6 protein-coding genes are annotated in these 13,205 nt (G+C 53.7%); 4 read left to right on the top strand and 2 right to left on the bottom strand.

Going from position 1 to position 13,205, the window contains the following annotated elements; translation table 11 throughout:
- Positions 1–3: 3 nt before the first annotated feature.
- The 4 genes from RY831_RS03935 (at position 4) to RY831_RS03950 (ending at position 10,703) form a co-directional block, all read left to right on the top strand.
- Entirely contained in the window at positions 4–6,639 is a 6,636-nt protein-coding gene (locus tag RY831_RS03935; protein ID WP_326505031.1) for a hypothetical protein, read from the top strand.
- A gap of 227 nt (positions 6,640–6,866) precedes the next feature.
- A complete protein-coding gene (locus tag RY831_RS03940) occupies positions 6,867–7,289 on the top strand; it encodes a tyrosine-type recombinase/integrase (RefSeq protein WP_326505032.1) in 423 nt (140 codons plus the stop codon).
- Between the two features lie 128 nt (positions 7,290–7,417).
- Entirely contained in the window at positions 7,418–9,082 is a 1,665-nt protein-coding gene (locus RY831_RS03945; protein ID WP_326505033.1) for a DUF4214 domain-containing protein, read from the top strand.
- Positions 9,083–9,113: 31 nt separating this feature from the next.
- Complete coding sequence (locus RY831_RS03950) at positions 9,114–10,703, top strand: hypothetical protein (RefSeq protein WP_326505034.1); 1,590 nt, start codon at positions 9,114–9,116, stop codon at positions 10,701–10,703.
- 353 nt (positions 10,704–11,056) lie between these two features.
- Here RY831_RS03950 and RY831_RS03955 read toward each other — a convergent pair whose 3' ends face one another.
- Positions 11,057–11,698, bottom strand: a complete 642-nt coding sequence (locus RY831_RS03955) for a hypothetical protein (RefSeq protein ID WP_326505035.1) — start codon at positions 11,696–11,698, stop codon at positions 11,057–11,059.
- 184 nt (positions 11,699–11,882) lie between these two features.
- Positions 11,883–13,109 (bottom strand): adenine nucleotide alpha hydrolase family protein, encoded by a 1,227-nt coding sequence (locus RY831_RS03960; protein ID WP_326505036.1) that lies wholly within the window; start codon positions 13,107–13,109, stop codon positions 11,883–11,885.
- Between the last annotated feature and the right edge of the window lie 96 nt (positions 13,110–13,205).

Here is a 13,205-nt window from a genome sequence, read left to right on the forward strand (position 1 = left end):
CCTATGTCTACTTCGAACTTTCGCTTCACAGCGGATCAAATTAATACGATCCGTAGCCTACGTGATGCCGGCACCGTTGATAATAAGTGGAGCCACGTCTATGAGTACATCGAAAATATTCTTCCAGATGGCACAAATGAGAAAAGATGGTTCGCAGGCGCCGCAGAGGCCAATGCCGGGCGAGGAACGTTCTCAGAAATCATCCGATATTATAGTGAGACGCAGATGGACCTCCGCGGTGCGAACAAAAATATCGATACCGATGGAATTCCAGGCACGGACTTTATGCAAGAGGCTTCTAATGAAGTGGCTGCGGCGGCTTTAAGAGACATCTTAGGTGAGAATGCCCTTACGGCCAGGAAACGCGAGGCAGCAGCTGATGGATCTGTACTCGCGCCAACAATTGATGATATTGCTAATGCCGACGCAATTGGCGTGGGCCGAGTGCTGTTTGCATCTATTCCGACAGACAGCGCATATCTGCCCCAGAATGCCGGTTGGGCTGGCTCCGTATTATTTTCGGCTCTTGGATCCGATCAAACATATCGACTTGTTGGTGACCGTAACGACAAAGGGCCTTTTTTGTTCGACACCCTTGATGATATTCGTAACATTATTTTCTCGAGGTTCTCGCTCAAGGAAGCACTAGGATCCGCGTTAGAGGCTGGACAAGATGTAAAGCAGGCTTTGATTGATGCTGGCATCGGCGCAAAAGCCTCATGGAATCTCGGTCTCGAAACGTATCTGAAATCGAACAGCATTTTTACGTTACTAGTTCCAGGTGGTAGCCCTATTCGTTCAATCGCAGTCACTTTAGATTCCTACAGTGACAGTGCCATTCTAGACATGCTACGACGCAGTGTATATGGTAATGATATACCAGCGACAATTGACGAGATTGCTTTCAGAAGCAACTCTCTCACTTTATTCAATCAACTTGGCGATACTACACTCTATAAGCTAGGGATGGTTGATGGTGACCTAGCGAGTCAGTCGAAGCTCGATTTCACCGCTCTTGTAGCATTACAGGCGGCCAGTGTCCTTCGGTTTAGTGGCAGTGTTGCCTTAGAGCGGCTTCAAAATAGCAATTATGAATCGTTTATAAAATGGCAGCAAGATCTACTAAATACAAACGCTAGTAAATTTGGAACAGCGAACTATTCGGAACAGTGGCGTAATGACCGCATGAAACTGATCGAGGCACTAAGGGATGGTACGAATGCACGTTCTGACGGTTCAGATCAACTCTTCATCCGTGACAGTACCCTTAACATCAGCAGATTGTTGTCGCCTGCCGGTTATTTTGATGATCCAGCAGGATCAAATGGCAGTATTGTTGGCACTGAGCACGTCTTCTTTGGCAGCGATGCACTGAGCGACAGCTACAGTGGTGCGGCTGCCAGTGACCACTTATATGGAGGTGCTGGCAATGATTCCCTCAACGGAGGCGATGGCAGCGATCATCTCGAAGGTAATGCCGACAATGACACGCTAACCGGTGGCATTGGAACAGACTCGCTTTTAGGTGGCGACGGAGACGACACGCTCAATGGCGGGCAGGGAGCCGACACATTGAAGGGCGGAGCTGGCTTGGATACCTATGTATTCGCTCAAGGCGACGGCTGGGACGTAATTGTTGATAGCGACGGACAAGGTAAGGTCAAAGTTGGTGATGACGTACTTACTGGTGGGAAGGAAAAGACCGCCGGATCTGGAGTATGGTTCAGTGAGGACCAGCGATATCAGTTTGCACTTGTCACGGAAAATGATGGCAGCAAAACGCTCAATATCGTGAATTTAGCATCGCCCAAAGATCGTCTTTTCGTCCGCGAGTTTACCGATGGTAAGCTTGGAATCAATTTGCAGAACGGAGACCTTGCCGGAGCACCCGAGCCCACCCGTACTATACTCGGCGACCTGGACTTCGGACCTGACGGGAATGCGTTCGATGAGTTCGGCAATCCAACTGGTCAAGCCTCTCCTGACAGTATGGATTTTCTGACGGGTAGCGGAGGGGCCGATGAAATCAATGCGCTAGGAAACGCCGATTATGTTTGGGCAGCCGGTGGCGACGACGCCGTGCAAGGCGGAGGTGGCAACGACAAGGTCTTCGGACAAGCCGGAAATGACGTTCTCCAAGGCAACGCTGACTCAGACATCGTTGTTGGAGGCGATGGTGACGACTGGCTATACAGCGGCGAAACCACAATCATCGCCGATGCTATTGCTGCTGGATCAACCTCCATGGGGACCGGGACTCATGGTGATTGGTTGAATGGAGGTGTTGGCAATGATGTCCTCATCGCAGCCTCAGATGATGATGTCCTCTTTGGCGGAAATGGCAAAGATCTATTGATAGGCGGCGCCGGCAACGATGCTCTTAACGGAGACGATGATTACACCGCAGAGGCGTTTAACTGGACTGTCAGCCTAACCGATCACGTTTTTGACTTTCTTTTTTCTCCAGTCACAATTTTCTTCACTGGCGAAGGCGACGCGGACGTCCTCTACGGAGGAGCGGGCGATGACCTCGTGACTGGTATGTTCGGAAATGACACCCTCTACGGTGAATCTGGCAACGACGTTCTTGCGGGAGACGATGAGAACGATTTGCTATTCGGCGGTGAAGGAAATGATCGAATAACTGGGGACTACGGCGCTGTTTCCTATTTTTCAGGCTTAGGCATAGTTCGCCAAGGTGATGATTTCCTTGATGGTGGTGAAGGCGATGATTGGTTACAAGGCGAAGGTGGCAACGATCAACTCTTTGGCGGCGATGGAAACGACGAGCTATGGGGGGAAGCCAAAAATTACTTGCATGACTCACTGAATGGAAAGGATTATCTAGACGGTGGAGACGGAAATGATCAGCTGGCTGGACAAGACAATGACGACATCCTTCTAGGTGGCGCTGGTGACGATACCCTCTTTGGAGACGCAGACGATGTAGCGCCCTCAAGACAAGGTAATGATTACCTGGATGGTGGCGATGGCAACGACACACTGCGCGGCTATGGCGGTAATGACGAGCTACTGGGCGGTTCTGGAGTAGATACCATCTTTGCGGACGAGGGGGATGATCGCCTCCACGGCGGAGAGGGCGATGATTCATTAGACGGCGGGTCCGGGGCCGACGTCATCGACGGCGGTACCGGCGCAGATACTATATTTGGTGGTGAGGGCAATGACGTCGCCTTTGGTGGCGTTGGTGACGATTACCTTCAAGGTCAGGATGGAAATGACGTCCTTATCGGCGGTGACGGCAACGACAATCTGATTGGCGATGGAGGGAATGATGTCCTTAATGGAGGGGCTGGGGAAAACGTTTTGTCGGGTGACGCTGGTGATGATGTCTATATTCTTGACGAATCAGATGGATTCTCTATTACGTCCGTCATTGAGAATGGCACAACAGTCGATATCATCACCCCAAACGGAAAGACTACTATCATTGATGACGCTGGCAACAACACCATCGTCTTCGGCGCCGGCATTGACCTCTCTACACTGAGATTCACAAGCCAAAACCAACGTGATCTTGGAATCCAATACGGTCAAGACTTCGTCGTTATTGCTAATGGTGTAGTCCAAGACACCGTAGGTACTTTCAGACTTAGCAATGGCGAGACACTGACACGCGCTGACATTATGTCGATTGCGCCTTCTTTGACTATCTCGGGAACTAGCGGCGACGATAAGATCATTGGAAGTCGGCTTGCTGACCATCTGGCTGGAGGCGAGGGCAGCGATACCTTGTCCGGAAATGACGGTAATGATCAATTGAGCGGTGGTGATGGCGACGATTTCATCTTTGGCGGCGCAGGAGCTGATGTTCTCTCAGGCGGTACCGGTCGCGACTTCCTCGACGGCGGTGATGGTGACGATACGCTGTATGCGGGCAGCGGCGGAACTGTAAGCGCACCGGTGATCCTGCATGGAGGAGGAGGCACCGACACTCTAGTCGCAGGATCCGGCTCATCTACCATGCTCGGCGGTGCAGGCCAGACGACTTATGTTATCGAAAATGGCAGCGGAAAAACCAATATTCTTCAGAGTGCCGGCAGTGGTACGATCAGGTTCGGCACCGGACTGAGTCAATCAGACATTACCTTTAGCTTGGTACCAGGCGCAGATGGCCGGGTTGACCTTGCCTTCACTTTGCCGAACTCCGGGAAGGTCACCATTGAAGGTGGGTTCGATGGCGCCATCCAGAGTGTTTCATTCGCGACCGGCGAAAGTATGACACTTCAGGAGTTCCTCGGCCAACTTAGTGAGGCATCGATCATTACCGGAACCGACGCGAATGACACCCTGATTGGCATCCATCCATATGATACGCTGCTGGGATTGAAGGGGGATGATACCTACATCGTCAATAGCTATTGGCAATATATCCGGGAAGAGGAAGACGAAGGGATTGATCAAATCTTCAGTTCGGCCGACCTTTATCTGCCCTCAAATGTAGAAAACCTCCAGCTAACCGGCGACGCGTCCCTGGTTGCCTACGACAATTCGGAAGACAATGTCTTAGTCGGAAATAATGGCGAGTCGACTCTGATCTCGACAGGCGGTAAGGATGTTCTCATCGCAGGCAGCGGAGCAACAACCATGATCTCCACTGCTGACGAAGTGACATTTGTAGTCAATAAGGACACCGATAGCGTCGAGATGCAGAATGATGACGGTCTAGCTACGGTACAAGCGTCGTTTAATTACACACTGTCTTACGGCATCGACAATCTTGTTCTGACAGGCACTTCCAACCTGATTGGTAGCGGCAATAATTACGCCAATGTACTGGTTGCTAACGCAGGTAACAGTTTCTTGGACGGCAGAGGTGGCCAGGACATTCTGATTGGCGGAACAGGCCATACTACCTATGTGATGTCCTCAACTTCGGATATCGACTCAATTATCACGAACGGAAATGGCACCAACACGCTGTTAATTTCCGAAGATCTCGATGTAGGTGACCTTGTCGTGTCAAGACAAGGCGATGACCTTTTTGTTGGAACAATGGATCGCTGGTCTGGTGTCTGGATTCGCAATTATGCGAATGAAAGTGATCGCTGGACTTTGAGTATTGGAACAAGCAGTCCAGTGCCGGTTTCGAGCGTTTTCCCGGAGCTAGCAGGCGGTGAGCATCCTGTCGATGCAAAGGTCGCCGCATATCAACAGGCGTTCATCAATAGCATTCATACCGCGATCGGCAACGGGTGGACCGTTTCGTACGAGGACTGGTATGGCAATATCTATAACGAAACCTATACCGTTAAATCAGTTCATACCGAAACCAACGCACTTGAGGTAACTACTACTGATCCCTATGGTGCCAATACAACCGCTGTCGCTCTTCCCGCTGAGCCCAGAACCATCCAATATGTAACGCAGGTAACGGAACCTGTAATTCGCTTCATCAGTACAGACGTAGCTAATGCCCAGGGAGGCGTTCATATTCCGTTGCCATCGGGCGCGATTCCAGTCTATGGCACATCGCCTACCGGAGGTCAGCAAACGGTAGTAGGCTACAACACTGTAATCGGTTACAAAACGCATGACGTTGTTACCAGCTATACAGTGCCAGTCACCAATTACCAATATGAATACACCTCAGTGGACGACATTCTTGTTGAAACCATTGTGGGCGGCGATGCTGACCAGATTATTGACGCTCGCCATCGCTACAAAGTCGTCGATGCAGGTGCTGGAAATGATCTAGTGATGGATGATCAAGACAGGGATTTTACTGAGTACGATGAAGACGCTCAGCAATGGGTGCTCCGCAGTGATGCGTTTTATCGAGTCCGTCCCGAAAAGGAAAAAGAATTAGATTCTAATTACTGGAACTTTGAAGAGACTCCTGATCTTGAACCTGTATCTGACTTCTTTTACGGAAATAGTGGGGACGATGTCTTGTTGGGGAGCTACGGGCGCGATGAGTTGATCGGTGGGGAGGGTAGCGACGTTATGAATGGCGGTGGCGGCGCTGACATTTACCGGGTCTTCGCTGGGGCTGAAGAGGGACATGATGTCATTGTGGATTCCGGAGCGATCGTGATGGATCGGCCGCGTTTTGGAGACGACGTCATAAGTGAACAAGGGCAAGCATTACTTGAAAGTTTGCCGCGTGCGTGGGAAACAACACCCCTTTATCCATGGCAAGAGGTTGAATACGCCCTATCCTTCACTAAAGAAACCTTAAGCGCCATGAAGTGGTTCGCAGACAATGAGAGCTATTTTTGGGACAGGCCCTCTGGGTCAGTGGAGAAGGTCTTGGAACAGTATTACGGCAAATATTCGTTTGCGGAGCTTACAAGCGCGGATATTCAAGGTTTGCCATTGGCCTCCGATTATGCCGGACTCCAAGCCCTTTATGCGGCAGGCATCGTGGCCAAAGACGTAGTCATTTTTGAAGCCGGAATCACAGCAACGCAGCTAAGCGTCTCAATAGGGGGCTCGACCGTAGTTCCTAATCGTAGCGCATTGAATATCAGCTGGGGCAACGCTTCAAGCTTAGAGGTCACCTTGGCCAACGACGATGATCCTATCGGTTATGGGGTGGAGGAATTCCAGTTTGACGATGGGACAGTTCTCAGTATGGCTCAATTAATTGGGTTAGCTACTCCAGCGACAGTTTAACGACCAATGCAGGCTGCGGCTGGTGGAGCCGACTTCCAGCTACAGCCCGTACACATTCCTTGCACCGGTGCTCCAATCTCTACCCCGCTACAACCAAACAACTTTCGCACGTAGCGACACAGGCCGATACCGGCGCAGCAAGCGGCCGATCAAGTTTGGTAATCAGCTAAGGCAAGGGCAGGCTGTTATACTGATACTGGAGTAGTCTGTACCGTGCTCGGATTGGCGTGATTACCGTACCTGACAGCTATGGGAAAGAGCACGTCGCCCGCCTCTTTCCGATCGCGCAAGACATGCTTGCGGCCTGGTGGCCATGGCGTGCCGAGAAGGCCGAGGGCAGCAACCTGGTGTTCCCGGCCGAGATCAAGAATCGGTGCAATGATCAGCAGGTGAAAACCGTGGCCATGCACGCCACCACCGTCTACAAGCACGTGGCGGCCCTCATGGAGGAGGCCGGCATCACCGGCGATAAGGCGTGCTGTCATACGCTGCGCAATACCTATGCGGCCATGCTGATCGAGCAGGGTGCCTCCGATCCGGAGCTCTCCGAATGCCTGGGCCTGCTGCTGATGCTTTCGGCGCACCGGATGCGTGAGGCCCATCGGACAGCACTTATTGCGAATGCACCGACCGCACCGACCGTCCTCTGACGCTAACGAAAGTTGCGGTATCGCGAGTCATCGAAGGCATGTCAGGAGAGGCCAATAGTTGCTTTCATGCAAGAAATCGCCTAAATTCGACTACCATTGTCTATAAAGAAGATCCGGGGAACAACGGCATGAGGAAAAGTACGCTGGCACTAATGGTCGCTGTGCTCACGAGTTGTGGTGGTGCAGATCATGGCACCTCGAACACATCGGTCCAGCTTGGAACCGTCGAACGAATGATGGCACCACTGAGCGCGCCTTCTACCAGCTTCGAATCTCAGGTATACCGACTTTATAAGGCAGCGTTCAATCGCGAGCCTGATCCGGCTGGCCACGCCTATTGGGTAGGTCTCATGCACAATGGTATGAGCCTGTACGACGTGGCGTGGAACTTTATCGCATCGGAAGAATTCAAGCAGCGCTACGGTAGCGGACTGACGACTGCCCAGTATATAAATCAGCTCTATGCCAACGTATTGGATCGACTGCCTGACCGGGAAGGATTTACCTATTGGTTCAGCATTCTCAGTAATCGAATCCTCGATCACCACCAAGTTCTTGTGCAATTCAGCGAGAGTGCCGAAAACGTCGTCAATACATCACGCCCTTGGAGGGAAGTAAGTTCGGTAGCCTTTCCCTATATTGGCACGGTCCTTGGTACGGCTTTGTTGCGTCGACCAGACGGAACAAACCTGGTCGTCGTAAATGGTCCATCTGCTGATATTTCACTCGAATGGTACTTCACCTGCAAACAAGCGCCTTTTGTTGCGCTTGGTATCAATAGCGCTGGCGTTCTTACAAACGCCACCAACGCGCTAGGTGCAACGTCCACTGCCTTACTGTCACGTGAGATGATCGTTGCTGATTTCAATAGTGATGGCCTCGACGATTTCTTTTCAGGTAACTCGGGGTGTCATGAATGGAAAATCCTAAATACCCCGATTGGAGAGCCGAATTCACTTTTCTTGACCTCGGGCGGTCTCATCACGAATGCCACACCGACGATTAGTGCATTTAGCTCTTACACGCATAGTGTGGCTGCTGCCGTTACGGGCTATTCCGCCAACGTTGATGTCATCGTGGGCAGTAACGGTGGGGATATCCTTCATCCTTACATTTTGAGAGGAGATGGAAAGGGTGGCTTCGTACGGGATCCTGCCGCTCTTGTGAGTGACCTTGAAAAATTCACCGCCGTGCTTCTCGAAGACGTGAACGGGGACGGCAAAGCCGACTTGATTACTGGTACCCAAGAGCAATCTGCCGTTGCTGGGCATGTGTATCTCAACAATGGTCAAGGCAAGTTCAACAGCCCCGCGCTTCCTTTACCGGTAGGGATCAATGGTGCAAGAAACAACCTTGTGCAGGACATCGTTGCAACCGACCTAAATGGAGATGGTAAGAAAGACCTCCTTCTTTCTACGACTCAGAAGGCGCCAATCTTCTATGGCAATGGGAAAGTACAGGTCTTGATTGGAAATGGCGACGGCACCTTCGTTGATAAGACCGCGATCTATTTTCCGACTGCGAATAACAATAGGGCATGGACTCAGTTCCTGCATCTTGCAGACCTAGACCAAGACGGTAAGCTCGATTTGGTACTCCAGACCGATATGGTGCAGGACGCGGATATTGTGGCCTATCGTTTCACTGGATCCGCTTTTGAACCTATTTCAAGAGATTTGATGCCAAGACAGGTGAACAGCCTTCTACCTGTTCTAAGCCAGGGAAAGCTTACGTTATTATCGATCTATACAAATGGAGGGAATCTACAGGCAAAGGCCTTTCAACTTAAGTGAGGTATTTTGAAGGCGGTCTTTGCGCAGTTCCGTGATCCGCTTCTTCCGCGGTCATGCAAAAGAGTACGATGTCCGCTCCCTTTTGAACATTTGCCTTTCAATTTCGGAATCCTGCTTCATCCGTAATTACTTGTGCCGCAGACTGCGGGCTGGTGGCTTGCAGCTGATGTTATGCATCATGCCAGCACTGTCGCCGGCTCAGGAATCGTCCAATACCGCATCTCTGATTATGGCGGAGCGATGGTCAGACGCCGCGCGCGCAATGCTACGCGAGGCCGCTGCTATCGCACCCACGACCGGGGGACTCCCGGAGATTCAGGCGCGCGCTGGGTATCTGGACGATGCGCTCGACACGATCACGCGCATGTATCCCAACAGCCAGTCCTGGGGTTATTTGGAGCTGGTGCGAGGCACTCCGAACCTGAATCCCGAGATAAGGGCACAACTGGTTGTTCAGGCGACTGCCGCGGCGCGCGCCGACGGCGCCAACAATCTGTTGATGTTTCGGGCCGGTCAATTGGCGCAGCTGACTGTCTTCCATGCCCAAGAAGGCAGGTCGGCGAACGCGGCCAGTCTATATGCGGAAGCGCTGCAGACGGCAACCCGCAGTCTGCAGGATCAAGCCAATGGCGGCTACCGGCCGGTTACCCAGGAACTGAGGAACGCTACGCCGGGCACGGTATCGGAAGCGATGTTTGAGCAGGTGCGAGCGCTGCTGCCCCGCGTACGCGCCTCTCAGGATCGCACCTTTGCGTGTGTAGACCTGGCAGTTGCGGCGGAGCGGCAGAGCAAGCCTGCCTTGGCCAATGCGTTCATCGCTTGTGGTCTCGTGGAAGCAAAGGGACTGGCTAGCGCTGGGCAACGCGCCTCCGCTGAGACGGAGCTTGGAACGGTGGCAGTCCGTACAGGATTTCGCCATCCGGTGCTCGAGAAGCCAGCGAAGATCAAGGCGCTACGTGAGGCGCGTGACGGCCGCTGTGAGGAAGCCTACGCAATAGCCACACGTCAAGGGCAAAACCTCTATGTGGACGCTCCACAAGACGTGCTGTCCGCGCTGGTGGACGATGCGCTTTCGCGAGGCGACATGAAATGCGCCCTGTACATTGCGCAACGTCCGAAGGAACCGGTTGGATTCGTTGATGCCGCAACCTGGCAGAGGATGGCAGATAAGCAGCTTGCACGAGGCGAAAGGCAGCAAGCGCTAGTAAGTTATCGAAAGGCGGGGCATACGCTGACCGACGGCCATATCGAATACCAGCGATCGGAATATGACGTGCGGCGTGCCCTGCAGCTGGCTGACTCGATGCGCAATGCTGGCCTCACGAGGGAAAGCACGCAATTGGTTATGCAAACGTATGGGATGCTGGCGAAAATCTACCCACGAAATATCGACGGCCGGCTTGCTGCGGCGATCGCGCTCGCTCCGGCATTGTGGCGCGTCGGCGAGTTTGCCGCAGCCAGGCAATTGCTGGCCGATGCTTGCAACGGTCTCGCCACCTACGATGAAAGCGGCGCTGGCAAGATCCGCAAGGCGCGGCTCCTCGTCGCAGCCGGCGACGCTGCTGCGCAAATTGCCACCCTATCCGGAGGGAAAACACCCCACGTAGGGCCACAGCGCTAAACGACCGGCGTTCCGTATAATCTTGCAAATTGCAACAAGTAGGCTAAACGAAACCAACGTAGGAGCTCAAGAAATGGCAAACCTTCAAGAACAGTGGCAAAAAGGCTATCAAGACGGCTGGAATGAACAAGGTGTCCTTCCGACCTCTCAGCCATCCATCCCTCCCATGCCAACCATCCCCTCCGATGTCACGGACCCTGAGGAATGGGCATATGACGAGGGACGTTCGAGGGGCATGCGTGACAGACTAAAGAAACAAGCTGGACAGCAGTAATTTCGTGGCCTTAAACAGCCTGGTCGCGCGGCCTTACAGGTCCTTCGAAACGTCTGTGATGCAAGCGTAATTTATGGGGCTAGCTACTGCTCAGCGATAGCAACGCCCCTATATGCATCCGCTCACGTTCGAGCTGCGCCTGAAACTTCCCGTAGTTTGAAAAGTGCAAATGCCGGTAGATCTTCCGCCGGCCGTCGTCGTATAGCACTGGAAGCGAGTCGACTGGCGTGTGGCCGCCGCGGAGCCAATGAAACTGGTCAGTTGACTGCATCAGCCGAAGTACTCCGGCTGATACAAAGATGTGCTGAGCTTCCCCAGCACGAATAACGTTGTCCAGCCACTTCACGTGACAAGAATCGAGGTCGGCGGGAACAAGCTGGCTCCGGCCTACTGTCGGCAGATGAAGCAATTCGACGAACGACACCAGGTGAGCGTGGTCGGGTTGGAATCCAATCTTGGCGAACGTCTGATGATAGCGCCGCCCGTCGCCGCGATAGTAAGGCAGCAGGAAAGGATGATGTACGCCGTAGCGCCGCCAAAACGCCACGCCGTCCTGATGGTATTCCAACACGCTCGTAAACGCCGGGCTCTTGGCGATCGCCTCATCGTAGTTGGCATCGAGGCCGACGAACAGCAGCTTCGCTGCCATCGGATCAGCACCCTGATAGGGGCGTTCTGCGAAGTGCTGTCTGAGCTCGTCGCTAGGATGAGGCTTGTACATGGTCGGGCGCTGCGGTAGGTTTGACTAGGCTGGCGGCTGCCGACTGCCGCCTCTGTATTGCAACTCGGGTATTCGCCCCGAATATATCCCGCTGCCGGCGCTGGCGCCGCCGCCTTCCGCGAGGGAGTTGCGGTCGCTCAAATCAGCTGATGGGGGTGGCAGCGCAACGCGCCCTACCGGCAGGTTATGCGGCTTCCAAGATCAATTCACCTTGCGCCATGGCTGGCGCGTCTGTCGGAGCGGCAACTTCGCCTCCTGTCGGCTGCGCCGCGGCTGTCGCGGCCGCCTGCACATCCTGGTGGCCAGCCAAGCCGATACGCTCCCGGAAAGCGGACCTACGCAGGATCTCGTCCGCTTTGCCAACTTGGTTCTTGGCCAAGCTGATCACCCCGTACTGTAGGTAGTAACGGTAGGCAACGCCGGACATCGGCCGGTCGTCTTTCACAGCGTAGCCGTTCGGGCCATGCCACTCGTCGACCAGGCGATCGAGCTCGAAGTCAAAAAACATCATCGCGCCTTCCGCGTCCACAGAGAACATGGAATCAAGATTGACATCGAGGACTGTGCGGGTGACGCCCTTGGTCTGGATTTCGCGGGTACCGGCGCAGCTGGCGCCGAAGAATTCAACGATTGGGTCACGCAGGCCAGTGAAGCGGTTGGTGGTGTCCGAGTCGCAGTCAGTGCCGACATAGATCTTGCGCGGCGCAGGCATCGGCACTTTCGGGAACACAGGCACGTCGGGAACCGGATAGTTGGCGCCGCGGATGATATCCCGATAGATTTTCAGGGCGGTGAAGGGACGGGCAAGGCTGTTCAACGACCACATGGCGTCGATCGCGATCAGGCTGCGCGCATCGATGATCCGGAAACGCGGTGCGATCCGCAGCCTATCCGCCTCGGCACACTCCTCCACCTGGATGGTCAGGACGTACCGGAGCAGCTCTTGCACCATCTCTGGTGAATAGCCTTCCGGCGCGAAACGCATATTGCCTTCAGCATCGATGGAGGTGCCGAGCCACGACCGGCGGGAGAGGTCGTAGAAGGTTTTGGAAAGGAAGGTGCGGAACTTGGCCAGCGGCCGCATATAGGCGTTTTCCGGCTCGTCAAGCATCTTGTCCATGGACTTGTCGTCCTGCACCATCAGGCACGTCCAGCAGCCCGTACGGGCCGAACAGGGCTTGGAGGCGCGTACGTCGTCGTCAGACCCGTTGATCACGCATTCGCCCATCGCTTCGCGGTAGACGCTGATGACGTCCATGAAGTCCGAGAAGGTGTGTTCCAGCCCATTGGCGGCCATACCGAGGTACATGAAAACATCGTCCCAACTCCATGTCGCAATCGGAGCGATCCCCACGTTGCCGTCGGCGTTAGTTTGAACCACGTGCAAGGGCGATTCGCCGCGAAGTGTCATCGGGGACGCACGGGCTGCACTCTCGCTGTAGCTAATCCAATCTACAAGGAGAATAAAAATTGTTACCCCCGCATATCATCGAGGGATGCACGCAGT

This window comes from Noviherbaspirillum album (genome assembly GCF_035916955.1).
Classification (GTDB): Bacteria; Pseudomonadota; Gammaproteobacteria; order Burkholderiales; family Burkholderiaceae_D; genus Noviherbaspirillum; species Noviherbaspirillum album.